Annotated in this window: 23 protein-coding genes and 1 pseudogene; 1 reads left to right on the top strand and 23 read right to left on the bottom strand. The window is 47.4% G+C overall.

What is annotated here, in order from left to right:
- Positions 1–164: 164 nt before the first annotated feature.
- From BDD39_RS04340 to BDD39_RS04285, 12 genes and pseudogenes are all read right to left on the bottom strand, one after another.
- A complete protein-coding gene (locus tag BDD39_RS04340; protein ID WP_166908464.1) occupies positions 165–2,477 on the bottom strand; it encodes a DNA translocase FtsK in 2,313 nt (770 codons plus the stop codon).
- Positions 2,478–2,584: 107 nt separating this feature from the next.
- Positions 2,585–2,809, bottom strand: coding sequence for a YlzJ-like family protein (locus BDD39_RS04335; protein ID WP_166908462.1), 225 nt, complete (start codon positions 2,807–2,809; stop codon positions 2,585–2,587).
- A complete protein-coding gene (locus BDD39_RS04330) occupies positions 2,806–3,543 on the bottom strand; it encodes a ClpP family protease (protein WP_166908460.1) in 738 nt (245 codons plus the stop codon). Before BDD39_RS04330 ends, BDD39_RS04335 begins: the two co-directional genes overlap by 4 nt.
- Before the next feature lie 115 nt (positions 3,544–3,658).
- Complete coding sequence (locus BDD39_RS04325) at positions 3,659–5,323, bottom strand: ribonuclease J (RefSeq protein ID WP_166908458.1); 1,665 nt, start codon at positions 5,321–5,323, stop codon at positions 3,659–3,661.
- 143 nt (positions 5,324–5,466) lie between these two features.
- A complete protein-coding gene (dapA, locus tag BDD39_RS04320) occupies positions 5,467–6,339 on the bottom strand; it encodes a 4-hydroxy-tetrahydrodipicolinate synthase (RefSeq protein WP_166908456.1) in 873 nt (290 codons plus the stop codon).
- 4 nt (positions 6,340–6,343) lie between these two features.
- On the bottom strand, positions 6,344–7,597 hold the full coding sequence (dapG, locus tag BDD39_RS04315; protein WP_166908454.1) for an aspartate kinase: 1,254 nt from the start codon (positions 7,595–7,597) through the stop codon (positions 6,344–6,346).
- A gap of 31 nt (positions 7,598–7,628) precedes the next feature.
- The gene (gene asd / locus BDD39_RS04310; RefSeq protein WP_166908452.1) at positions 7,629–8,675 is read right to left on the bottom strand and encodes an aspartate-semialdehyde dehydrogenase; all 1,047 of its coding nucleotides are present in this window, start codon (positions 8,673–8,675) and stop codon (positions 7,629–7,631) included.
- Positions 8,676–9,013: 338 nt separating this feature from the next.
- On the bottom strand, positions 9,014–9,619 hold the full coding sequence (locus BDD39_RS04305; protein ID WP_166908449.1) for a dipicolinate synthase subunit B: 606 nt from the start codon (positions 9,617–9,619) through the stop codon (positions 9,014–9,016).
- Complete coding sequence (dpaA, locus tag BDD39_RS04300) at positions 9,620–10,522, bottom strand: dipicolinic acid synthetase subunit A (RefSeq protein WP_166908447.1); 903 nt, start codon at positions 10,520–10,522, stop codon at positions 9,620–9,622. It lies immediately after the preceding gene.
- Between the two features lie 142 nt (positions 10,523–10,664).
- Positions 10,665–10,904: a YlmC/YmxH family sporulation protein gene (locus tag BDD39_RS04295; protein ID WP_166908445.1), complete on the bottom strand. Its 240-nt coding sequence runs from the start codon at positions 10,902–10,904 to the stop codon at positions 10,665–10,667.
- Positions 10,905–11,011: 107 nt separating this feature from the next.
- Positions 11,012–12,253, bottom strand: coding sequence for a M16 family metallopeptidase (locus BDD39_RS04290; protein ID WP_166908443.1), 1,242 nt, complete (start codon positions 12,251–12,253; stop codon positions 11,012–11,014).
- 13 nt (positions 12,254–12,266) lie between these two features.
- Positions 12,267–12,998 (bottom strand): annotated as a pseudogene (locus BDD39_RS04285) (polysaccharide deacetylase family protein); the annotation flags it as partial.
- Positions 12,999–13,099: 101 nt separating this feature from the next.
- On the opposite strand from BDD39_RS04285, the gene BDD39_RS04280 reads away from it, so the two are divergent.
- Entirely contained in the window at positions 13,100–14,758 is a 1,659-nt protein-coding gene (locus tag BDD39_RS04280; RefSeq protein WP_015863777.1) for an IS1634 family transposase, read from the top strand.
- Positions 14,759–14,867: 109 nt separating this feature from the next.
- On the opposite strand, the gene BDD39_RS04275 is transcribed toward BDD39_RS04280, so the two are convergent.
- The 11 genes from BDD39_RS04275 to nusA form a co-directional block, all read right to left on the bottom strand.
- Positions 14,868–15,122: a hypothetical protein gene (locus tag BDD39_RS04275; RefSeq protein WP_243845983.1), complete on the bottom strand. Its 255-nt coding sequence runs from the start codon at positions 15,120–15,122 to the stop codon at positions 14,868–14,870.
- A gap of 93 nt (positions 15,123–15,215) precedes the next feature.
- Positions 15,216–17,357, bottom strand: a complete 2,142-nt coding sequence (pnp, locus tag BDD39_RS04270; protein WP_166908441.1) for a polyribonucleotide nucleotidyltransferase — start codon at positions 17,355–17,357, stop codon at positions 15,216–15,218.
- Between the two features lie 160 nt (positions 17,358–17,517).
- Positions 17,518–17,787 carry a 30S ribosomal protein S15 gene (rpsO, locus tag BDD39_RS04265; RefSeq protein WP_166908439.1) on the bottom strand — a complete coding sequence of 90 codons (270 nt, stop codon included), beginning with the start codon at positions 17,785–17,787 and terminating at the stop codon, positions 17,518–17,520.
- 92 nt (positions 17,788–17,879) lie between these two features.
- Positions 17,880–18,863, bottom strand: a complete 984-nt coding sequence (ribF, locus tag BDD39_RS04260; protein WP_166908437.1) for a bifunctional riboflavin kinase/FAD synthetase — start codon at positions 18,861–18,863, stop codon at positions 17,880–17,882.
- Between the two features lie 36 nt (positions 18,864–18,899).
- Positions 18,900–19,808, bottom strand: a complete 909-nt coding sequence (gene truB / locus BDD39_RS04255; protein WP_166908435.1) for a tRNA pseudouridine(55) synthase TruB — start codon at positions 19,806–19,808, stop codon at positions 18,900–18,902.
- A gap of 71 nt (positions 19,809–19,879) precedes the next feature.
- Positions 19,880–20,260, bottom strand: coding sequence for a 30S ribosome-binding factor RbfA (gene rbfA, locus BDD39_RS04250; protein ID WP_166908433.1), 381 nt, complete (start codon positions 20,258–20,260; stop codon positions 19,880–19,882).
- Positions 20,261–20,275: 15 nt separating this feature from the next.
- A complete protein-coding gene (locus tag BDD39_RS04245) occupies positions 20,276–20,554 on the bottom strand; it encodes a DUF503 family protein (RefSeq protein WP_166908431.1) in 279 nt (92 codons plus the stop codon).
- Positions 20,551–22,752, bottom strand: a complete 2,202-nt coding sequence (infB, locus tag BDD39_RS04240; RefSeq protein ID WP_166908429.1) for a translation initiation factor IF-2 — start codon at positions 22,750–22,752, stop codon at positions 20,551–20,553. Before infB ends, BDD39_RS04245 begins: the two co-directional genes overlap by 4 nt.
- A gap of 4 nt (positions 22,753–22,756) precedes the next feature.
- Positions 22,757–23,074, bottom strand: a complete 318-nt coding sequence (locus BDD39_RS04235; RefSeq protein ID WP_166908427.1) for a YlxQ family RNA-binding protein — start codon at positions 23,072–23,074, stop codon at positions 22,757–22,759.
- Complete coding sequence (gene rnpM, locus BDD39_RS04230) at positions 23,064–23,354, bottom strand: RNase P modulator RnpM (RefSeq protein ID WP_017437047.1); 291 nt, start codon at positions 23,352–23,354, stop codon at positions 23,064–23,066. Before rnpM ends, BDD39_RS04235 begins: the two co-directional genes overlap by 11 nt.
- Positions 23,355–23,367: 13 nt before the next feature.
- A complete protein-coding gene (gene nusA, locus BDD39_RS04225) occupies positions 23,368–24,513 on the bottom strand; it encodes a transcription termination factor NusA (protein ID WP_166908425.1) in 1,146 nt (381 codons plus the stop codon).

Genomic DNA, 24,513 nt, shown 5'->3' with positions numbered 1-24,513 from the left:
GATCCTCATGCAAGGGCTATTTTTATGCTTGTCTGATTTTATCTAGCACCACGGGTAGGTAATAAAAATTTTGTCGAAAAAAGAAAATAATGATTGATAACAAATTCAATGTGACATACTTTTTAGCGAAGAACGGGCCAAAAATCGCCTGTTCTCCGCTTTTCCTATGACGTTTTTTTTATATCTTCTTTCGAAACCAATACGGCGCGTGGTTTACTTCCTTCATATGGGCCGACAACCCCGCGCGCTTCCATCGCGTCAATGAGACGGGCCGCACGGTTATAGCCGATGCGAAAACGCCGCTGCAGCATGGAGACAGAAGCGCTTTGCATCTCTACGACAAGACGCACCGCTTCCTCATATAATTCATCGTCAAATTCCGTATCATTGCTTTCTTCGCTAACCATCATTTCTTCATAATATTGCGCTTTTTGCTGGGAAACCACAAAGTCGACCACTTCTTCGACTTCCTGATCGGAAACAAACGCTCCTTGGACGCGCACCGGTTTGGAAGCGCCCATCGGCAAAAAGAGCATATCGCCGCGACCTAGCAGCTTTTCCGCGCCACCCATATCCAAAATCGTGCGCGAATCCGTTTGCGAGGAAACGCTGAACGCGATTCTCGACGGAATATTCGCTTTAATGACACCGGTAATGACGTCCACCGACGGCCGCTGGGTAGCGATAATTAAATGAATGCCGGCCGCACGCGCCATTTGCGCAAGCCGTGTAATCGAATCTTCCACATCGGAGGAAGCGACCATCATCAAATCTGCCAGCTCGTCGATAATGACGACAATGTATGGAAGAAGCGGCTGTTTTTCTTTTGCTTCTTGATTATGGCGCTGTATATGTTCATTATACCCTTCGATGTTGCGTGTTCCGGTGTGCGAGAACAATTCATAGCGTCGTTCCATTTCTTGCACTACTTTTTTCAGCGCTTGCGATGCTTTTTTCGGATCGGTCACGACCGGCGTCAACAAATGCGGAATACCATTATAGACGCTTAATTCTACCATCTTCGGATCGATCATCATTAGTTTTACTTCGTGCGGTTTTGTCCGCATCAGCAAGCTGATGACAATCCCGTTGATGCATACGCTTTTGCCGCTGCCGGTCGCCCCGGCGATTAATAAATGCGGCATTTTATTCAGCTCTGCGACCACAACTTCGCCGGAAATGTCCCGCCCTAACGGGATTAACAGCTTCGCTTCCTGTTTGTAGTGATCAATCGCTTCTAACACTTCCCGCAGCGAAACGGTGGCAATTTCTTCATTCGGAACTTCAATGCCAATGGCGGATTTTCCGGGAATCGGAGCTTCAATGCGAATGTCCTTCGCCGCTAAAGCAAGCGCAAGGTCATCGCTCAAACTGACGATTTTACTTACTTTCACTCCAACATCCGGATATACTTCATATTTCGTCACCGCCGGGCCAAGGTGAACTTGCGTTACTTTCGCTCTAACACCAAAACTTTGAAACGTTTTTTCCAGCTTGCGCGCATTCGCATAAATATTGGCATGATCCTTCACCTGACCGGTTTGCTTCGGCAAATGCAGGAGTTCAAGCGGCGGCAGCTGATAATCCGTATTTTCCATCTCCGAAAACGCCAGCGGTGGAGAATCTTCTTCTACATTTTCCCTGCTTTCTTCAGGCGGTTCATACTCGGTTTCACTCGAGCGGGCAGAGGTAAAATCAGAAATAATCGGCGGCGAGAAAACTTCCCCTTCCTGTGCGGCCAGTTCCTCGTCGATGCTGTCGCTGCGTGGAGAAGGCGGCGCTGCGGGCGCTGCGCTTGGTTTCCGCCGTTTGCGCTCCTTTTTTTGGCGGTTAAACTGTTTCATATCGGCAATAAATGCTAGCCATTGCTGCTTCAGAAATGAAAGAAACAGCATCACCGCTTTTCCGAGTGTTTCCCGCAGCGATTTCCCCGTCAGAAAGACGATGCCAATGAGAAAAAGAAAAAAACAGATCCATTTTGTGCCAAGTTCATCAAATAGTTGATAACTTACGGCAAACAGAAATGCTCCGACCATTCCCCCGCCTAAGTCCGCACTCGCCGTTTTGCCGCTTGCTTCATTCCAAAACAATTCCCACGTCGTCCGGATCACGCTAGGATCAAATTGCCCCCGGCGCGATAACAAATCAAACAGCTTTTCGTGGCTTAAAAGCAAAAGCGCGGAAATAATAATATTGGAACCGAGAAAAATACGGTTAGCAAACGAAGGCCAAGCGCGCTTCCAAATGAGATAAAACGACAAGATAAACAAGCCTACCAACAGCAGCATATACCATTCACCAAAGAAAAAGCGCGCCACAAGCACAAGCGTTTTTCCCACCAACCCAAGGTGGGCCATTGCAATCATGGAAATCGCTAACATAGCGAGCCCGAGCAATTCGAAGCGAAACGCCTCTTTCCATTGCTTTTTCGGCTGTTTTGTTTTTTTGTTTTTTTTCTGTCGCTTCCGTTTTGCCACAACGATTCACTCCAATGAACGAATTGGAAGACTGGAAAAAAGCAGCCAACAATGGCTGCTTTTTTCCGTTTGCTTATTTATTATATCATGAATGGACATGGAATTCATTACGATGTTGCGGCAGAAATCGGGAATCGCGACCCAGGCGCATATTTTGACTCTAAAAAATGAAACGGGTTGGTACTTAAATTTTGCACAATTTCATATTCATCGGTGTCTGTCTTTTGCACGAGAAACGGAATACCGTCATAATAGACCATCTTTTGCTTTTCATATGCTGAGGCGTCCGTTGGAAAAATTAAATGCTCCGGCATGATCGTGTATAAAATCATTGAATCATCTTCCTTTCACCGGATTTTTTCATTTCAATTAGTTCCCGCAATTTGTTCATCGCCTGCGAAACACCGCCGACTTCATCAATCAACCCGTATTGGACCGCATCGGGGCCGACGACGTTCGTGCCGATGTCACGCGTCAAATTTCCTTTTGAAAACATCAGTTCCTTAAATTTATCTTCGCTAATTTTCGAATGCTTTGTCACAAAGCGAACGACCCGTTCCTGCATTTTGTCCAAATACTCAAATGTTTGCGGAACGCCGATCACGAGCCCTGTCAGACGAATTGGATGGATCGTCATCGTTGCTGTTTCGGTAATGAACGAATAGTCGCAAGACACGGCAATCGGCACGCCGATCGAGTGGCCGCCCCCTAGCACGATCGAAACGGTCGGTTTGGACAAGGAGGCCAGCATTTCCGCAATCGCCAACCCTGCTTCCACATCTCCGCCCACCGTATTTAAAATCACGAGCAGCCCTTCAATATTTTGATTTTGTTCGATCGCTACAATTTGCGGAATGACATGTTCGTATTTCGTCGCTTTGTTTTGTGGAGGCAGCTGAATATGGCCTTCAATTTGCCCGACAATCGTCAAACAATGAATGTTCGTATCCAGCGTCATTTGCGGAATGTTCGTTTGCCCTAACTGTTGAATCGCCGCTGTCGTTTGCTCTGTTTTTGTTTCCTGATTTTCATCGGCATCAGACTGTATGTAACGCTCTTTTTCCATAATGCATTCTCCTTTCTTTCCATCATACGTTTAGTATGCTCGAATCGGAAAAGAAAAATGCTGATAGGGTTGCTTCCCTACCAGCATTTTCCCGTGGACTTTGAGCATGATCGTACTATACTTCCATAATAATTGGCAAAATCATTGGTTTGCGTTTCGTTTTTTCAAATAAAAATTGGCCTAACGCTTCGCGAATATTGGATTTTAAAGAAGACCATTCCATCATATAGGTCTGCAAACATTGGTTGATGATAGCAGCGACGATTTTAGTCGCTTCCTCGAGCAATGTTTCCGATTCTCTCACATACACAAAGCCGCGCGAAATAATTTCCGGTCCAGCAATGATTTTTTTTGCTTCTTTGCTTAATGTTACAACAACAATTAAAATGCCGTCCTGCGATAAAAGACGCCGGTCTCTTAGCACAATATTGCCCACATCGCCGATGCCAAGACCATCAATTAAAATGTTTCCGTACGGAACTTTCCCGCCGGGACGCGCCACACCGTTGCGAAATTCAATCACTTCGCCTTTGTCAATCAAAAACGTCCGCTCTTCGGAAATTCCGACCGCTTTGGCGAGATTGGCGTGCGCCTTTTGCATGCGGTATTCCCCATGAACAGGAATAAAATACTTTGGCTTCATCAAATTAAGCATGAGCTTTAGCTCTTCTTGGCATCCATGCCCGGACACATGCACTTTTCGTTCGCGGTAAATGACATTCGCTCCTGCGCGATATAACGCATCAATCGTTTTCGCGAATCCTAGCTCATATCCCGGCATGACGGAAGCAGCGACAATGACGGTATCTCCTTCTTTTATATTCACCTGCTTATGGGCTTGTTTTGCCATGCGGGCTAATGCGCTCATCGGTTCACCATGGCCGCCTGTCGTTAAAATAATTAATTCTTTATCGTCGTAGCGGTCAATATCATGAATGGAAATCGTCACTTTGTCCGGAAGATGCAGATAGCCGAGGCGCACCGCTATATCCATCACTTTATGCAACGTTTTTCCTACGACCGCCACCTTTCGTCCGTATGTTTTGGCCGCATGCAGCACTTGCTGGATTCTTGTAATGTTGGACGCATAGCAGGCAACAAAAACACGGCCCCTCGCGTTGTAAATCACATCGGCGATTTCCTGAGCGACAAGCGTATCGGAACCGGTATATCCCGGCCGTTCTGCATTGGTGCTATCGGATAGTAAGCAAAGCACCCCTTGTTCGCCAATTTGTGCCATCTTCCCTAAATCAGCTCGATTTTTGCCGTATGGAGTCTGGTCAAATTTAAAATCACTCGTGTACACAATCGCTCCTTGCGACGTATGAATGCTAATTCCGACAGAATCGGGGATGCTGTGAATCGTCCGGAAAAACGTCACTTTCGCTTTATCGAACAACACTTCGGAATCGGAGCGAATTTCATGCAGTTTTGTGTTTGTAATTCCTTGCTCCTTTAAAATCGCTTCCGCCAACGCTAACGTCAGTTTCGTTCCGTACACCGGCGCGGAAATTTTCTTCAGCACATATGCAATGGCTCCGATATGTTCTTCATGTCCGTGGGTTAAGAAAATCGCTTTAATACGGTCTTGGCGTTCGACAAGGTAGCTAATATCAGGGATCACTTTATCAATTCCGAGCATCTCATCTTCAGGAAACATAACCCCGGCGTCAATGACAAAAATGTCATCATCGAGCTCCACGACATACATGTTTTTGCCGATTTCCCCAACTCCCCCGAGGGAAAAAACCCTTATTTTCTCCACTTGTTTCGTTCTCAATGCTACGTCCTCCTATGATGATACTAACCCGCTCAAAGTCACTTGATTTTATTATAACTGATGGTCGATTTTAAACACAAGATAGTTTATAAAGCGCTTTATTCCACAAAAAAACCAACCCGCATAAAGCGGATTGGTCCGGATTATAACGTATTTAGGAGACGCAACAGCTCACTGCGCTCTTGCTCGGTGAGCGGGACAAGCGGCAGGCGCACCGAGCCGACATCTAATCCTTTTAGCTGCAATGCCGTTTTTACCGGCACCGGGTTTGGCGCGGCAAACAGCCCTTTCATAAGCGGTAGCAGTTTTTGATGTAGCTTGGCCGCTTTCTTATTGTCACCGGCTTCAAAGGCGGCGATCATTTGCTGCATTTCATTGCCGATGATATGCGATGCGACCGAAACGACGCCGGCTCCGCCGATCGCTAACACCGGAAGCGTAATGCTGTCATCGCCGCTGTAAAGCTGGAAGTCTTCCCGCGTACGCGCGATGATTTCCGTCATCGCATCCAAATTGCCGCTCGCGTCTTTCACGGCAACGATATTTGGAATTTCGGATAAACGGACAACCGTATCGACTGCCATGTTTACAACCGAACGGCCCGGGATGTTATACAACATGACCGGAAGCGATGTGCTTTCGGCGATCGCTTTAAAATGCTGATATAATCCTTCCTGATTTGGTTTATTATAATATGGCGCCACGAGCAGCACCGCGTCGACACCGATTTCTTCCGCCTTTTTCGTCAGCTCGATCGATGCGCGCGTATTGTTTGTCCCCGTCCCGGCAATCACTGGAACTCTTCCATCAACCACGGAAACGACATGGCGGAATAACGCCAATTTTTCTTCGGTCGTCAAGGTCGCCGATTCACCGGTCGTGCCGGCAACAACGAGCGAATCGGTTCCGTTTTCCAACAAGTAGTTGACAAGATTTGTCGTTTTCGCAAAATCAATATTTCCTTTACGGTCAAACGGCGTAACCATCGCTGTTACGATTTTACCGAATTGAACCATGCTTTCACTCCTCATTCCAATTTATATCGTACTCATCCCATGACGGTTCGGAAAGATGAAAGGCATCATGCAGCGCATTGACAGCTTTTTTCATGTCTTCCTCTTTTACTAATACCCAAATGGTCGTATGGCTGTCAGCCGATTGCAAAATTTGAATTCCTTGCTCGGAAAGAGCAGTGACAATTTTTGCGGTCACCCCTGGCACTCCGGCAATCCCCGCGCCAACGGTGGACACTTTTGCACATCCTGTTGTGACGATTGGTTCGTAACCGATGCGACGCAATGCGGCAACCGCTTTTTCCGTCATTTCTCCTGCAACCGTATAAACGACTCCGTGTGGCGAAATATTAATAAAGTCCACGCTGATTCCTTCATTGGCCATCGCTTTAAACACATCGGACTGCAGTTCATAATGCCCTTCTTTCGCCTGCACTTTAATTTGCGTAACGTTGGAAACGTACGTAATTCCTGTCACTAATCGCTCTTTGACATCGCTTCCTTTTTTGCCGCGAATAGCTGAAGTCACAAGCGTTCCTAATGAATCGGAATACGTGGAGCGCACGCGCAGCGGCACTTTTGCCTGCATTGCGATTTCGACCGCGCGCGGATGAATCACCTTCGCCCCTTGGTACGCCATGTTGCAAATTTCCGTATACGTAACGACATCGAGCGGACGGGCGTTTTCGACAATGCGCGGGTCAGCGGTCATCACGCCTTCGACGTCGGTAAAAATATCGACCCACTCGGCGTTTAGCGCCGCGCCAAGCGCCGCTGCCGACGTATCGCTTCCGCCGCGGCCAAGCGTCGTAATATCACCGTTTTCCGTCACCCCTTGGAAGCCGGCGACAACGACGACATCATACTCATGCAGCGCTTCAAGGACGCGCTCGCAACGCATTTCAATAATCTTGGCATTCGTATGATCATCATTCGTGCGAAACCCTGCCTGCGCGCCGGTGAACGCCGTCGCTTTGATGCCATGTTTATTTAAAAGGTTGGTAAACACGACGCTGGAAATAATTTCGCCGCATGCCATCAGCATATCTTGTTCACGCTTGCTGACGTAATTGTTCGCCCCTCCAATCAGGCTAAGGAGCGTATCCGTTGCATACGGCTCTCCTTTCCGTCCCATCGCCGAAACAACAACGACGACTTTGTAGCCGTCTTCCAGCGCTCTTTCAATATGTTTGCGCGCAAAATCCCGTCCGCGTTCATCGCGGACGGATGTGCCCCCAAATTTTTGGACAATGATTTTCATGTTAACACCTCGATGTGACTGTCTCCATTTTTTATTTCACAAGTCCTAATTTCAGCAGGCTTTCGGCAATTTGCACCGAATTCGATGCCGCGCCTTTTAATAAATTGTCCGCTACAATCCATAAATGGAAAGCGCGGTCATTGTCTAAGTCTTTACGAATGCGGCCAACGAACACATCATATTTGCCGACGCAATCGACCGGCATTGGATACACCTGTTCGCTTGGTTGATCTTGTAAAACAACGCCTGGCGCCTCTTTTAACACCGCTTTAATGTCGTCCGCGCTGACGCCGTCTTTTTCAATTTCAATATATACCGACTCCGAATGGCCGCTGACAACCGGGATGCGCACACATGTCGCTGCCACTTGCAGCTCTGGCATATGCATAATTTTTTTCGTTTCATTGATCATTTTCATTTCTTCAAATGTAAAGCCGTTCTCTTGGAATTTATCAATTTGCGGAATGGCGTTAAACGCGATTTGGTAATGTTTGCGGTCCGATTTCACCGGCAAAATTTCCGACGTCACCGACTCGCCGTTTAACACCGCTTTTGATTGTGTCTTTAATTCCTCAATCGCCTGCGCGCCGGCACCCGATACAGCCTGATACGTAGAGACAATCACCCGTTTTAGCCCAAACGCCTGGCGGATCGGTTCGAGCGCCACCACCATTTGAATGGTGGAACAGTTTGGATTGGCGATAATGCCGTTATGCCATGTTAAATCTTGTTCATTCACTTCCGGAACGACAAGCGGCACATTTTCGTCCATGCGGAACGCGCTCGTATTATCGATGACAATCGCGCCGCGTTTTACCGCTTCCGGCGCCAGCGCTTTGGAAACCGCTCCGCCTGCGCTAAAAAGGGCGATATCTACGCCGGCAAAGCTTTCCGGCGTCGCCACTTGCACTTCAATTTCTTCGCCGCGAAAGCGCATTTTTTTGCCCGCAGAACGCTCCGATGATAATAAAGTCAGTTTTCCGACTGGAAAGTTTCTATTTTCGAGTGTTTGTACCATTTGTTGACCAACTGCACCTGTTGCACCAACCACTGCAACGTGAAAGCGTCTTTCTTCCATGAACCATTCTCCTTCCACATCATCACTCAATCACATTACGGAATCTCTGTACGATGGAAATCGACAGGTTCTAGCGTACAGAAGAGTCTTCTCTACACCTTCGTGTAGACGTTCGCTCTTGTTCCGCTAGAATTTCATGGACAAACACCTCATTGGTGCTTTGCATCCTGTCGGCCCGGTTCAAAACCGGTTCCCACTTCATCCCGATGACTACAGTCGCGGGCTTTCGTGGTCAATCAATGTAAATTGATAGTTTTTATTTTATCATATTCTACTTTAAAAGAGTGAAAATTTTTATACATGAGAATGAATTTTCTACCGATTCGCTTTCGGATCGGTTACGACGGATCACCGTCGCGGAATTTCTCGATAATCACCGGTTGCAGCTGTTTTCCTTCCAACGCGGCAAGAATAGTATCGCGAAGCAGCGACATTTTTGCGACCATCGAATTTGGCTTCGTATGCGGAGCGTCTTGGCCAAACGGAATAAAGTAAATATTTTTCGCCGCCATTAGGCGCATTAAATTGACTCCGTTCAACCCTAACGCGTCGTTTGTGGAAATGCCAAGCACGACTGGACGATGATTGCGCATCGTCGCCTTTGCTGCCATCAATACCGGGGAATCGGTCATCGCGTTAGCCAGTTTGCTCATCGAATTTCCGGTCAACGGTGCGATAACCATACAATCGAGCGGAATTTTCGGACCGAGCGGCTCCGCTTTCACAATCGTATCAATCACTTCGTTTCCTGTTATTTCTTCTAGTTTTTTGACCCATTCTTCTCCTTCGCCGAAACGGGTGTTGGTCGCTTTCACCGTATACGTTACAATCGGCAGCACTTCCGCTCCTTCTTTTACTAATTTTTCAATTTCCGGCATGACCGCATCATACGTACAATGAGAACCCGTTAACCCAAATCCGATTCGCTTTCCTTTTAAACTCATTTACGCATTCCCCTTTCTTTTTTGTAAATCCGCATATAATAGTTGTGAAAGAACATTCGCGATAATTTGCCCCGCTGTTTTTGGCGCGACCGCTCCCGGCAGCCCTGGTGCGAGGATCGCTTTTACCCCGCGCTTTTCGGCGTAACGAAAATCGGTGCCGCCAGGCTTTGAGGCTAAATCAACGATAAGCGTGTGTGTCGGCATTTTCGCGATCACACTTGCCGTCACGATTAAATGTGGGATCGTATTAATGCAAATATCGATATCTTGCACTTCTTTTTCCAAATCATTGAGATGAAACGGCGTAAGGCCCATCTCCGTAATGCGGGCCAGATGCTCGGAACGGCGCGCTCCTACTTTCACCTTTGCCCCAAGCGCGGCAAATGTGCGGGCGACCGTCATGCCGATGCGTCCAAGCCCAAGGACCGCTACGCGAGACCCATGAATCGTAAAATCGGTATGTTGAATCACAATCATGACGGTTCCCTCTGCGGTTGGGATCGAGTTATAAATCGCTACATCATCACGTTCAAATAATTGAACATATTTGCGTCCGACTTTTTTCATTAAATCGTCTAAATAACTATTGCTAATTCCCGAATAGACCGTGCAATGTTTTGGTGTTTTCAGCAGCATTTCTTCGGTAAAAGGAATTTGCTCATGCGAAAATACCGTATTCACTTTTCCTTCTGGCGTCGTTCCATGAACTGGTAAAATGATCGCATCTAAATCGGCAAAATCGACTTCCTCGATTTGCATCTTCGTCGCTCCTGTAAAGTGGTGGGCTAATTGATCAAAACCGACTAAAGACAATTTCGCATCCAGCTCTACCAATTTACGAATTACTTCTAATTGCCGGGCATCCCCGCCGATAATGGCAACATGCATGCCTGTCAGCATCATTGCGTACGCTCACCTTCTTTATATGAAAACTTAATATGCCTCTGCCTCATTTCCTTTCACATCTTATGTAAAACAAGAAACATAGGTGAATATCCAAGGAAAGAAAAATGACCGCCATGTGGCGGTCACTGCGGTTTTTTTCTTATTCCTCGGGAAAATCAATAATCACCATATCGGCCCCGATTTTTCTAATATATTTCCACGGAACGCGAATTTCGCTCCCTTCTTTGCGAAAGCCAAACCATTTTCCTGTCGGAATCAATAGCGCCTGAATTTGCCCTGTTTGCTCGTTGATCTCCAAATCCGTCTGCCCCAGCACGCCAAGCCGTTCGGCCCGCCTTACATCGACGATCTCTTTGCCGCTTAACTCGCTTAGCCTCACCGCTTTTTCCCCCTTCCTTCTCCTTACTTATTATTGTAAGAGGACAAAAACAAAAAAATGCCTGCATTTTTGCAGGCTTTTTGGCTTCACGACGCCTCTCTGTTTCGCTACGAACCGATTTGATCCGGCAATTGGCCGCTTGGGCTAATCAAGGCAAGCGCGTAGTCTTCACTGAAAATCGCGCGCGCCAGTTCATTGACTTTTTCTACCGTTACACTATTAATTTCCTCAATCATTTCATCGAGGGTCCGGTGGCGTCCGAGCAACAGTTCATTTTTGCCGTTGCGGCTCATGCGGCTGTTTGTGCTTTCTAAACCGAGCATTAAACTTCCTTTCATCTGTTCTTTGCTATTTTGTAGTTCTTTTTCTGTAATTCCGTCTTCTTTTAATTTAGCAATCGTCTCTTGAATCGTTGCAAACAACAAATCGAGCTGATTGCTGCCTGTTCCAGCGTAAATCGCTAGTAATCCGCTATCTTGGTAAGAGGAGTGGTACGAAAAGACCGAGTACGCCAAGCCGCGTTGTTCGCGAACTTCCTGGAAGAGCCGGCTGCTCATGCTGCCGCCTAAAATGTTGTTTAAAATAATTAATGTGTAAATATCTGGATGACCGACAGGAAGACCATTAAAGCCGATGCATAAATGCGCTTGTTCCGTATCTTTTTGCCGCGCCAGCTTTTGCGTCTGAAAGGAAGGGGCTTTTGTTTCGCTCGCCTTCCGCTTCGCCGTAAAGGAGCCAAAATAGCTTTCCACCTGCTGGATAAAGCTTTCATCGACATTGCCGGCCACGGAAATAACGACGCGATCCGGCGTATAATAATCGGCCATATATCCGCGCAGCGACTCACCCGTAAACGTACGCAACGTTTCTTCCGTTCCTAAAATCGGGTAGCCAAGCGGGTGGTTCGCATAACACGCCTTGCTTAGCAAATCATGGACAATATCATCTGGCGTATCTTCATACATTTTAATTTCCTCAAGTACAACATTTCGTTCTTTTTGCAATTCTTCCTCCACAAAGGTGGAATGGAAAAACATGTCCGCTAGCATTTCGAGGGCAAATGGCGCATGCTCATCTAATACTTTCGCATAGTAGCAAGTATATTCTTTTGACGTAAACGCATTGACTTGTCCGCCGATGCTGTCAAACGCTTCGGCAATTTCCCGTGCCGTGCGCGTTTTCGTTCCTTTAAAAAACATATGCTCCAAAAAATGGGAAATACCGTTGTTTTGCTCCGTTTCATTGCGTGAACCTGTGCCAATCCACACTCCGATCGCAACAGAACGCATGGTTGGGATTTGTTCTAGCACGATCCGTACTCCATTTTTACAAGTATATTTGTTAATCAACTCCACGTTCCTCCTATTTTTTTACAATTCTCTTTTCATCTAATAATGTAGACATGCTACCAATTTCATATTTCTGCCGCTGAATCGAAACAATGAGCGGCTCCAACGCCTCGGCGGTTGATAGCGTCGGATGCATTAAAATCATGGCACCGGGATGGACTTTAGACATTACCCGTTTCACTATAACAGATGGCGACGGTTTTTGCCAATCAATTGTATCGACGCTCCACATAATCGTTTTCATTCCTAAATCATCGGCGATGTTAACGACATCGTCGCGGTAGCTGCCGCTAGGCGGGGCAAACCATTTGCATTTCACCCCTGTTGTCGCTTCAATCACTTCGTTCGTCTCTGCCAGCTCCTCGCGAATCTTGGCATTGCTTAACGACTTTAAGTCAGGATGGCTATAGGAATGATTGCCTATTTCGTGTCCAGCATCTACAATCATTTTTGCCATCTCGGGATGATTTTTTACCCAGCGCCCTTCCAAAAAAAAGGTTGCTTTCACATGATGTTTTTTTAACACATCTAGCATTTTCGGGATATATTCCTCTCCCCACGCTACATTGATAAGAAACGCGACCATTGGTTTATCGGGATGGCCGCGGTAAATTGGCGCCGGTGGCAAATCATCCAAATGGACGCGCGGGGGGATTTGTCGGAATACAATCTTTTGTTCGTCAAATTTTCCGTCTCTTTTCATGTTTTCATATGAGGCTTGCACATCGACTCTCAGCCCGTTATAACTCACATTTCGCACCCTCTCGACGAAAATCGGGAGGATTTTTTCGTTCCGATGTCGAATGAATCCTTGACACACAAGGAACGTAAAGGAGTTTTTCACTTATGAACGTTCAAGTCAAAAAGGTCTATCGCAATTCTTATTTGAATATAATAAGTGCCCTATTCAAGAAACTGGGTCTGCCTCAATTGATTGACCATCTCGTGCCCGTCGATCCGCAGTGCCAAACGCGAGTCAGCGATGCCGTTCAGGCCATCCTCTACAATGTGTTTGACGGCCGGCAAGCCCTTGTTCACTTGGAACATTGGGCTCAGGAGGTCGATTGTGAGAAACTCATCCGTCCCGATCTCCATCCTTCCTGGTTGAACGACGATGCGTTGGCCCGTCATCTCGATCGCCTGTATGAGGCTGGCATTCACAACGTCATCAGCACTTGCTTGATTCATATTTATCGAAAAGAAGGCCTTTCCCTCCGAGCCTTCCACGCCGATACGACGGACAAGACCGTTTACGGCGCGTATGAATCGGCCTCGTTAGAGGCCTTACAAATCACACATGGCTACAACCGCCATCATCGTTGGCAAAAACAGATCGGTTTCGGACTGGTCGGCAACGAGGACGGCATCCCGTTTTACGGCGATGTGCACGATGGCAACCTGCCCGATAAAACATGGAATCCCGAGGTGCTGTCTCGTGTCCATGAACAGCTGAAGCAGGCCAAAATCGAAGACGAATGGATTTACGTGGCCGATTCCGCCGCGATGACGAAAGAGACCCTGGCGCAAACCAAAGCGGCCAACGCCTTTTTGATCACCAGAGGCCCTTCGTCGCTCCGGATCGTGAAAACCGCGCTGGCCGAAGCGGATGCTGAGGACACGACGTGGAGCGATCCCTTTACGTTGGCGGAGAGAAACGGCGCCACGTACCGGGTATGGGAAACGGCCTCGACGTATGAAGGCCACCCCGTTCGGCTGATCGTTGTTGAATCGAGCGCGCTCGACCAGCGAAAAGGAAAGACGCTTGAAAAAGAACGAACCAAAGAAGCGGAGCTTCTTCGCGAGGAACAAGCCCGTTGGGAGCGTCACCCCTTCTCCTGCCGGGAAGATGCCGAACAAGCCTTGGCGTCCCTCAAGGCGTCCCTTCGCCCCCGGTTTCATCGGGTTGAGGCCGCGGTCGAAGAGATCGTACGCCTGAAAAAACGGCGCGGACGGCCGAAAAAAGGGGCGGAACCCGAGGTGGAGACGCTGTATTTCTTGCACCTTGACGTCGAATTCGACCAAGACGCGTGGGAACAGGCGAGACGGAAAGCGTCCCGGTTTGTCCTTGTCACGACCGTTCCGAAGGAATGGAAGGGCCAACCCATGGATGCCCAAGAGATCTTGAAGCTGTATAAAGGGCAGATCTCGGTGGAAATGAACTTCGCTTTTTTGAAAGATCCGTTTTTCACGGATGAGATTTACGTCAAAAAACCAGAACGGGTCGCAGTATTAGGCTATTTGTTTCTGTTGGCCTTGGCTATTTACCGCGTTTTTCAGCGCCGAGTGCGTCAGTTTATTACTCCAGAACACCCGTTGAAGGGTCCTGGAGGCCGCAAGCTGACCCGGCCGACGGGACAGGCGATTTTTCAGCTGTTTCAATATGTGAACGTCGTCCTGTTCAAGCTGCCGGATGGGCGCATCCAACGCTCACTGGATCGCTCCCTTACCCCTGATCAGCGAAGGATTCTGCAGGGATTGGGCATGGATGAGAGCATCTACGTGTAACGTGATACGGAACGACCAGCGATGGTAAAAAAAGGATTGCCATCGCTCGTTGTGTTGGTCAAAAAGTTATTCTGAAAAACTAAATAAAAAATCCTTTGTTTTGACCTTGTTAGGGTGCGAAATGTGAGTTATAACCAGGGATGGCCTTCCACACTCTATCGATCACCGCATCTTGCGGGGGAATTTCATACTGCTTTGCCTTTTCGGCAATCTCGGCATACAGCCGATCGTTTCCTTTCATCGCCATAATGCTTTGGGCTTGCAAACTGTTGATGTATTGGCTCACCGGTGGTCGATGAATGATGGCCCAAACAAAGAAAAACATGATGGCGACCGATAAATAGCGGAAATAGTCTTTATTCACATCCGTCCCCTCCTTTTTAATACTACAAATATGTAAGGAAGGGACAAGATAGAACACTCATCCCACAACAAAAGAGCCTTAAGGAACGAAATCCTAAGGCTTCATTTTATGACGCTCTGGTCGCTTTCCTCTTTTTTCCTTTTGCTGTTCTCGCAAAACGGCCTTTCTTGATAAATTCACACGTCCTTGTTTATCAATTTCCATCACTTTTACTAAAATTTCATCGCCGATCGACACAACGTCTTCTACCTTTCCGACACGCTCTTCCGCCAATTCGGAAATATGAACAAGACCGTCTTTGCCATTGAACAGCTCGACAAACGCGCCAAATTTCTCAATGCGTTTCACTTTGCCTAAATAAATTTGCCCGACTTCGACTTCGCGAACAATATCTTCAATAATCTGTTTCGCTTTTTGGTTCATCGCCTCATTGACAGACGAGATGAAAATCGTTCCGTCTTGCTCAATATCGATTTTGACGCCGGTTTCGTCAATAATTTTATTAATTTGCTTTCCGCTCGGCCCAATGACTTCGCGAATTTTTTCCGGATTAATTTGCATCGTTAAAATTTTTGGCGCATATTTGGACAGCTCTTTGCGCGGCTCGCTGATCGTTTGCATCATGTGATCTAAAATTTCCATCCGGCCTTTTCTTGCTTGGAGCAGCGCCTCTTCTAAAATTTCACGAGTCAAGCCTTTAATTTTGATATCCATTTGCAGCGCGGTAACGCCTTTTCTCGTACCCGCTACTTTAAAGTCCATGTCGCCAAGATGGTCTTCGATTCCTTGGATGTCCGTTAAAATCGTATAATGATCGTCACTTTTTACCAATCCCATCGCAATTCCCGCTACCGGTGCTTTAATCGGCACCCCAGCGTCCATCATCGCCAGCGTGCTTGCGCAAATGCTCGCTTGTGAAGTCGAGCCGTTCGATTCGAGCACTTCAGACACGAGGCGAATCGTATAAGGAAACTCTTTCTCCGACGGAACGACCGGTTCTAACGCCCGTTCGCCAAGCGCTCCATGCCCGATTTCCCGGCGTCCCGGACCGCGCATCGGCCCTGTTTCGCCGACGGAAAACGGCGGGAAGTTGTAATGGTGCATAAACCGCTTCGTTTCTTCAATGCCAAGCCCGTCCAATATTTGCACATCGCCAAGCGCCCCTAACGTACAAACGCTGAGCACTTGCGTTTGCCCGCGCGTAAATAGGCCCGAACCGTGCGTGCGCGGCAGAACGCCGACTGCCGAGGAGAGCGGACGGATTTCATCCACTTTGCGGCCATCCGGACGGATTTTTTCTTCGGTAATAAGCCGTCTTACTTCTTCTTTGACTAACTTATGTAAAATTTCATTCACTTGTTTTAACGTTTCTTCGTCCGCTTCTTGTTCTTCGTATTTTGCGATGACGCCCGCTTTTACTTCCTCAATCGCCGCATCGCGCGCTAATTTTTCCGGCACTTGTACCGCCCGTTTAATATCTGCTTCGGCAAGCTGCCGGATTTCCGCTTCAAGCTGCGGATCAAGCTCGTATAAAACGACTTCCATTTTTTCTTTGCCGACTTGAGCGGCGATTTCCTCTTGAAAAGCAATCAGCCGTTTTACTTCTTCATGCCCGAACATAATCGCCTCTAACATGATTTCTTCCGGCACTTCATCAGCGCCGGCCTCTACCATGTTAATCGCATCTTTCGTGCCGGCGACAACGAGATGAATATCGCTTTTTTCCGATTGTTCGACCGTCGGGTTAATGACAAACTCTCCATCAACACGGCCGACCGTAACGCCGGCAATCGGTCCTTCAAACGGAATATCAGAAATCGTTAAAGCAAGAGAAGCGCCAAGTAGCGCCGCCATTTCCGATGAACAGTCTTGATCGACGCTCATGACCATCGAAACGATTTGCACTTCATTGCGAAATCCTTCGGCAAAGAGCGGACGAATTGGTCGGTCGATCAAACGGCTCGCCAAAATCGCCTTTTCGCTTGGACGCCCTTCGCGCTTAATAAATCCTCCTGGAATTTTCCCGACCGCATAAAGACGCTCCTCATAGTTAACGGTTAACGGGAAAAAGTCGACGTTTTTTGCTTCTTTTGACGCTGTTGCTGTACTTAATACAACGGTGTCACCATATCGGACTAGCACCGCTCCGTTTGCTTGTTTGGCCAACTCGCCGATTTCGACCACGAGCGGACGCCCAGCCCAGTCTATGGAAAAAACACGTTTTTCTTGCTCCATATAAATAAGTACTCCTCTCTATGTACAAATCGAAAATAAACGAATGGATATAATATTAGTATGGGCGAATGATCGGCAATGTATCAATTCTCATTATTCATCATAGCGAAAAATCGTTTATATAACTAGCAAAAAAGCGGGAAATGCTCCCGCTTTTTTATTATCGACGTAATCCAAGTTTGTTAATCAGTTCACGATAGCGTGTAACGTCTTTATTGCGCAAATAAGTCAATAAATTGCGACGTTTCCCGACCATTTTTAGCAATCCGCGACGTGAATGATGGTCTTTTTTATGAACACGCAAATGTTCATTCAAATTGTTAATTTGCTCAGTAAGGATAGCAATTTGCACTTCCGGAGAACCTGTATCATTCTCGTGGATTTTGAATTGCTCAATAATTTCGCGTTTGCGCTCTTGGGTTAATGCCATCCTTCATTCACCTCCTCAGCATCGAAACCCCAATTACCTAGCAAGCGTCGGTGACTCGACTTGCCAAGCAATGGTTATTTTGCATACATTCATTAGAATACCTCTTTTTCCGGTAAAATGCAAGTATTTTCGTTGAGACTGCTAAAATATCTTTGCGTTTCTTCCTTATCGCGCTGAATTTGCGCAATCAACTCAGCGACGCTGGCAAACTTTTGTTCGCTCCTTAAACGCCGATGCCACTCGACCGTCACCGTTTCCCCGTAAATATCTTTTTCAAAATGAAAAATATGCACTTCAATATTCGGCAATCCTTCCCGATTCGAATGAAACGTTGGCTTATAGCCGACATTGCATACTCCCGGAAATACGTCGGAACCAATTTTTGCTCTTACCGCATATACGCCAAGCGCCGGCAATAAATAATCATCGTTTAGCGCGATATTAGCAGTCGGAAATCCGATCGTTCTTCCGCGGCGTTCGCCACCTACAACCGTACCCTCGATTTCATAAAAGCGTCCAAGCAAGCGGGGCAGCTGCTCGACTTTTCCGTTTTGCAGCAAATTCCGCACGTATGTAGAACTTATTTTTTCCCCGTCGATTGTTAGCTTTGGAATCACCGTTTGCGTAAAATGGCCGCGCGAATGAAGCGGCATCGTTTCCATCGTTCCTTTTCCGAAGCGGCCATAAGTAAAATCGAAGCCAGCAACGACATGTTTCACATGAAACCCGATGATATATTGATCGACAAACTGCTCCGGCAACAGCTGGGCGAATGTTGGCGTAAACTCAACCACATATAAATAATCGACGCCAAGCGCGGCGACGAGCTCTTCCTTTTTCTTTAACGGCGTAATGAAGCGAATGTGCTGTTTTTGCTTTCCGAGCACGACGGAAGGATGGGGATGAAAGGTCATCACTGCGCTTTTATATCCTCTTTCCGCCGCGATATCGACCGCCGTCCTTATTACTTCCTGATGGCCTAGATGAATGCCGTCAAAATAGCCAAGCACCATCACCGTAGGGGGAAGCGCTTCTTTTTGCAAATGATGCGGATGTGAAATAAATAACGTTTCCATTGCTCTTACTCACCTTCTATTTTTCCACTTTTTTGATCAGCAAAGTACTTTCAGCGGCTTCATCAAATGGGGCTTCGTCGGATGCTTTATATAAAGGGCAAGCGCCTCTCTTTCCTTCGTCACCATTAATACCGGCCCTTCTAGGGAGCGCAAAAATGAGGGAAGCGGCAATAGCGCCCCGTTTTTTACTTTCTCTGCTACTTTATCATTTATTTCATACTTCGGCAAATGAAAAAGCGCTTTTTCAATCGGCAGCAAAAGCGACTGCAGCCCCCCGCACTCAAGGCTCTGTTCAATTTGCGCAAATGTGACGCAGTCCTGTAACGAAAACGGCCCAGCCGCTGTGCGGACAAGATCGGACATATGCGCCGGGTAACCAAGCCGTTCGCCAATCATCACCGCTAACGTGCGGATATAGGTGCCTTTGCTGCAAGTGACGCGAAAACGGAACGAAACCGTGTTTCCGCTAAATTCGTCTTTTTCGTCGAGCAATGTCAGTTCATGGATCGTCACGATGCGGGTCGGCCGTTCGATTTCCACGCCGGCGCGCGCATATTCGTATAGTTTTTTTCCTTTCACTTTAACAGCGGAATACATTGGCGGCGTTTGCGCAATTTCTCCCGTCAGCTGCCGGAATACCGCTTCAATTTCGCTGCGGGAAATCACCCGGTCTACTTTTTGTGCAGCAATTATTTCTCCGCTGCTGTCTTCGGTTGTCGTGGCGATTCCAAGCGTTACCTCACCTTCATACGTTTTCGTCGCCCCTGTCAAAAATTCGGCGATGCGCGTCGCTTTGCCAATGCAAATCGGCAATACTCCCGATACGTTTGGATCAAGCGTCCCCGTATGGCCAACTTTTTTGATTTTCAACAGGCGGCGAATCCGCGCGACACAATCATGTGAAGTCATTCCCACAGGTTTGTCTAATAATAATACTCCGTCCATCAGCGCACCCTTTCTCCTGTAAACTAACCTATGTACATAATGGAAATGGATAGACAAATCGTCTATCCATCTTATTCCTCTTTGTTGGCATTTTCTTTTTTCTCGTCTTCTTGTTCGGTGGAAATTTGCCGGATTAATTGTTCAATACGGTTGCCATATTCGATCGATTCATCGATTTCAAAAAATATTTCCGGCGTTTTCCGCAAGCGAATCCGCTGGCCGATTTCTGAGCGGATAAACCCTTTTGCTTTTTCCAATCCTTTCAGCGTGTTTTGCCGCTGTTCCTCATCGCCTAACACGCTGATATATACTTTCGCTTGTTGCAAGTCGCCGGTGACACGCACATCGGTAACTGTGACAAAGCCAATGCGCGGGTCTTTTAATTTGCGGCCAATAATATCGCTTAATTCCTTTTTCATCTGTTCGCCAACACGAGTAGCCCGTAAATTCATCGCCTATCACCTCGATTAAAACCACTCAAATGTTGTGACCGTCCTTTCCAATTCTGGAAAGGAGTCGATCAAAGCAAGCGCCCGCTGCAGCTCGCGCTCGGTTGTCGCCCGGTTCGACGTAATCGCGACCATTCCGAGCTTTGTCCGCTGCCAGACGTTTTGGTGATCGATTTCGGCCACAGATATATTATATTTTTGTTTTAAGCGTGTCATTATTCGTTGCAGGACGGCCCGCTTTTCTTTTAACGACTGTGCATCATAAATGATGCATTCACAGGCGACAAAGCCGATCACTGTCTTTTCACTTCCTGCATAATGTAGGCCTCAATAACGTCTCCTTCTTTAATATCGTTGAAGTTTTTAATCGTCAAACCGCATTCATATCCTTGCATCACTTCTTTGACATCATCTTTAAAGCGCTTCAAGGAATCGATTTCTCCTTCGTAAACGACAATGCCTTGGCGGATAAGACGCACTTTGCTGTCGCGCGTAATTTTTCCATCGGTTACATAGCAGCCGGCAATCGTTCCGACTTTCGATACTTTAAACGTTTGCCGGACTTCGGCTTGGCCGATGACTTTTTCTTCGTATTCTGGATCGAGCATTCCTTTCATCGCCGCTTCAATTTCTTCAATGACCTTATAGATGATGCGATGCAGGCGAATGTCGACTTTTTCGGATTCGGCGACGCGTTTCGCATTGGCGTCCGGACGGACGTTAAAGCCGATGACAATGGCGTTTGAGGTCGTTGCTAAAAGAATATCCGATTCGGTAATCGCGCCAACAGCAGCATGGATAATTTTGACGCGCACTCCCTCGACATCGATTTTTTGCAACGCGTTGACAAGCGCTTCTACCGATCCTTGCACATCCGCTTTGACAATGATGTTTAATTCTTTCATTTCTCCTTGCTTAATTTGTTCAAACAAATCATCAAGGCTGACGCGCGTTTTGACGCTGCGTTGCTCCATCAATTGTTTTTGTGCGCGCGCTTCCCCGATTTGCCGCGCTTTTTTCTCATCCTCAAATACCATGAAGCGGTCTCCAGCCTGCGGCACTTCGTGAAGGCCGGTGATTTCGACAGGGGTAGAAGGGCCGGCTTCTTTCACACGCCGTCCTGTATCGTTGACCATTGCCCGCACGCGTCCGTAAGTGCAACCGACTACAATCGGGTCGCCGACGTGCAATGTTCCCGCTTGAACCAGCAGCGTCGCCACTGGACCGCGGCCTTTATCAAGTTTCGCTTCAATGACCGTTCCTGTGGCACGGCGATTTGGATTTGCTTTTAGTTCTTCCATTTCACTGACAAGCAAGATCATTTCTAATAAATTGTCGATTCCTTCCCCTGTTTTGGCCGACAGTTTGCAGTAGATCGTATCGCCGCCCCATTCTTCTGGGACAAGATTATACTCCATTAGTTCCTGCATCACGCGGTCTGGATTGGCATCCGGCTTGTCAATTTTGTTAATGGCCACAATAATAGGAACATTAGCCGCTTTCGCATGGTTAATCGCTTCTACCGTTTGCGGCATCACGCCGTCATCAGCAGCGACGACAAGCACGACGATGTCCGTTACTTGCGCACCTCTTGCCCGCATCGTCGTAAACGCTTCATGTCCCGGGGTATCAAGAAACGTAATTTTTTTGCCGTTGACCGTAACTTGATAAGCACCGATATGCTGCGTAATGCCACCTGCTTCTTGCTCCGTCACTTTCGAATGGCGGATGGAATCAAGCAGCGTCGTTTTTCCATGGTCGACGTGGCCCATAATCGTGACGACCGGCGGCCGCTCCACTAAATCTTCAGGGTCGTCAACAATTTCAATCGATTCAAAATTCGTTTCATCAATGACTACTTTCTCTTCTACTTCGACTCCGTAATCGGAACAAATAAGTTCAATCGCATCTTTATCCAAATCTTGGTTAATCGTCGCCATCACGCCGAGCATAAATAGCTTTTTAATAATTTCCGATGGCTCGCGACCAAGCTTTTTCGCCAGCTCGGCAACGGTCAGCGACCCTTCAAAGGTAATTTTTTTCGGAAGCTCTTTTTCTTTTTTCGCCGGCTGTTCTTGTTGCGCTGGCTGTGGCTGATGGACTTTCGCTTTTACTTTGCCTTTATTTTTCTTCTGCTGCTGATGGAAAATTTTCTTTTCTGCTTGTTGTAGCTGCAAATCGTGTTTTTTTCCTTCTTTCTTTTTGTTTGCGCCTTTTTTCTTTGGAACTTTTGCTTTGACTACTTCCTCTTCATCATCAAAATCATCGACATAACTTTTTGCTTTTACCGGAGCCGGACGTTTTTCCTTCGGAGCAGAAGCTTGCGGATGTTCATTTTTTTTATTGTACGTATGGTCCAGTTTCTCCACCACTTCCGGCTCTAATGTCGACATATGATTGGTTACTTCAATATTCATTTCTTTCAATTTATGAATCACATCTTTACTTGGCACATTATTTTTTTTCGCGTACTCATATACACGCATTTTAGACATAGATTCACCCCCATAAAGATCCATCGAGCATTGTTCGGAGTTTGTTTGCAAACCCTTCGTCCATAACGGCGACAACAACACGGGCGTCTTTGCCAATCGCATGCCCGAGCGTATAACGGTCTGAAACTTTCCGGAGCGGAACACCATAGGAAGAGCATTTATCCGTAATTTTTTTGGCCGTATTCTCCGACGCATCTTCCGCCAAGAGGACGAGTTTCGCCTTGCCGCTACGAACTTCCTTGACCGTTAGCTCCTCGCCCGAAATGACTTTTCCTGCTCGATTCGCTAGTCCTAGTAACGATGCCCAGCGTTCATTGCCCATTTTCGGCTTTTGTCTCCTTTTCCGCTAGCTGAAGCAGCTCATCATAGAGCGTATCGGCAATGTCCGCTTTTAAATGATGGGCTAAAATATTTTTCTTTTTCGCCAACAAAATGCACTCTTTATCTAGCGTAATGTACGCACCTCGCCCTGCCTTTTTCCCGGTCGGATCGATGGAAACTTCCCCATCTTTCGAACGGACGATGCGCACCATTTCTTTTTTTGGCTTCATCTCCCCGGTCACAACACATTTGCGCAACGGAATTTTCTTTTGGCTTGCCACGTCGGATCCCCCCTCACTCGATTTCCTCTTGTAAATCGAATGATTGGTTGCCATCATCTTCATTATTGACCGGCGCCTCTTCCGAATCAAGCAAAGTGGATTGCGCATATGGATCAATTCCCATCTCGAGCGCTTCCGATTCGCTTTTAATATCGATTTTCCAGTTCGTCAGCTTCGCCGCCAGCCGTGCGTTTTGCCCACGCTTGCCGATCGCTAATGACAGCTGATAATCCGGTACGATCACCGTCGTCGCTTTTTGTGCTTCGTTGACGATGACACGCAGCACTTTTGCCGGGCTCAATGCGTTGGCGACAAATTCGACTGGATCGGCCGACCAGCGGACGATATCAATTTTTTCTCCATGCAGCTCTTCGACAATGGCTTGCACGCGTTGCCCTTTTGGGCCGACACACGCCCCGACCGGATCTACTTCCGGGTTGTCGGAATGAACAGAAATTTTCGAGCGGTCTCCCGCTTCGCGGGCAATCGATTTAATTTCCACCGTTCCATCGTAAATTTCCGGCACTTCCAATTCAAAAAGGCGCTTGAGCAGTCCAGGATGGGTGCGCGACACAAAAATTTGCGGTCCTTTTGTCGTTTTTTCCACTTTTGTAATATACACTTTGATGCGATCATGCGGTTTGTACGTTTCATTCGGCATTTGCTCGCTCGCCGGCAGCAATGCCTCCGTTTTTCCAAGGCTGACGTAAACAAAACGAGGATCAACACGCTGGACAATCCCGGTCATAATGTCTTCTTCGCGGTCGAGAAATTCGGCGTAAATGACGCTTCGTTCCGCTTCGCGCACGCGCTGGGTAACGACTTGCTTCGCCGTTTGCGCCGCGATACGGCCAAAATCTTTCGGCGTCACTTCTATCTCCACCACATCACCGACTTGATAATTCGGGTTGATCCGCTGCGCCTCCTCTAAAGAAACCTCCAGACGCGGATCTTGGACTTCTTCGACGACATCTTTGCGGGCAAACACACGGATCGTTCCTGTTTCCATATTTAAGTCAACCCGCACGTTTTGTGCTTGCCCGAAATTGCGCTTATAAGCGGAAATAATCGCCGCTTCAATCGCTTCCATTACGACTTCTTTGCTAATGCCTTTTTCGCGGATAATATCCGCTAAGGCATCGAGTAATTGCGTATTCAT

Origin of the sequence: Saccharococcus thermophilus (genome assembly GCF_011761475.1) — a bacterium.
Classification (GTDB): domain Bacteria; phylum Bacillota; class Bacilli; order Bacillales; family Anoxybacillaceae; genus Saccharococcus; species Saccharococcus thermophilus.
Note: the sequence above shows the minus strand (reverse complement) of the source record. Positions and strands in the feature narration are given on the sequence as shown.

Bases quoted from the DNA above. Each gene is read 5' to 3' on its own strand.
- BDD39_RS04335 (WP_166908462.1), bottom strand. From the start codon at position 2,809: ATGATTTTATACACGATCATGCCGGAGCATTTAATTTTTCCAACGGAC.
- BDD39_RS04330 (WP_166908460.1), bottom strand. From the start codon at position 3,543: ATGGAAAAAGAGCGTTACATACAGTCTGATGCCGATGAAAATCAGGAA.
- dapA (WP_166908456.1), bottom strand. From the start codon at position 6,339: ATGGTTCAATTCGGTAAAATCGTAACAGCGATGGTTACGCCGTTTGAC.
- dapG (WP_166908454.1), bottom strand. From the start codon at position 7,597: ATGAAAATCATTGTCCAAAAATTTGGGGGCACATCCGTCCGCGATGAA.
- asd (WP_166908452.1), bottom strand. From the start codon at position 8,675: ATGGAAGAAAGACGCTTTCACGTTGCAGTGGTTGGTGCAACAGGTGCA.
- BDD39_RS04305 (WP_166908449.1), bottom strand. From the start codon at position 9,619: ATGAGTTTAAAAGGAAAGCGAATCGGATTTGGGTTAACGGGTTCTCAT.
- dpaA (WP_166908447.1), bottom strand. From the start codon at position 10,522: ATGATGCTGACAGGCATGCATGTTGCCATTATCGGCGGGGATGCCCGG.
- BDD39_RS04280 (WP_015863777.1), top strand. From the start codon at position 13,100: ATGAACGTTCAAGTCAAAAAGGTCTATCGCAATTCTTATTTGAATATA.
- pnp (WP_166908441.1), bottom strand. From the start codon at position 17,357: ATGGAGCAAGAAAAACGTGTTTTTTCCATAGACTGGGCTGGGCGTCCG.
- rpsO (WP_166908439.1), bottom strand. From the start codon at position 17,787: ATGGCATTAACCCAAGAGCGCAAACGCGAAATTATTGAGCAATTCAAA.
- ribF (WP_166908437.1), bottom strand. From the start codon at position 18,863: ATGGAAACGTTATTTATTTCACATCCGCATCATTTGCAAAAAGAAGCG.
- truB (WP_166908435.1), bottom strand. From the start codon at position 19,808: ATGGACGGAGTATTATTATTAGACAAACCTGTGGGAATGACTTCACAT.
- rbfA (WP_166908433.1), bottom strand. From the start codon at position 20,260: ATGAATTTACGGGCTACTCGTGTTGGCGAACAGATGAAAAAGGAATTA.
- infB (WP_166908429.1), bottom strand. From the start codon at position 22,752: ATGTCTAAAATGCGTGTATATGAGTACGCGAAAAAAAATAATGTGCCA.
- BDD39_RS04235 (WP_166908427.1), bottom strand. From the start codon at position 23,074: ATGGGCAATGAACGCTGGGCATCGTTACTAGGACTAGCGAATCGAGCA.
- nusA (WP_166908425.1), bottom strand. From the start codon at position 24,513: ATGAATACGCAATTACTCGATGCCTTAGCGGATATTATCCGCGAAAAA.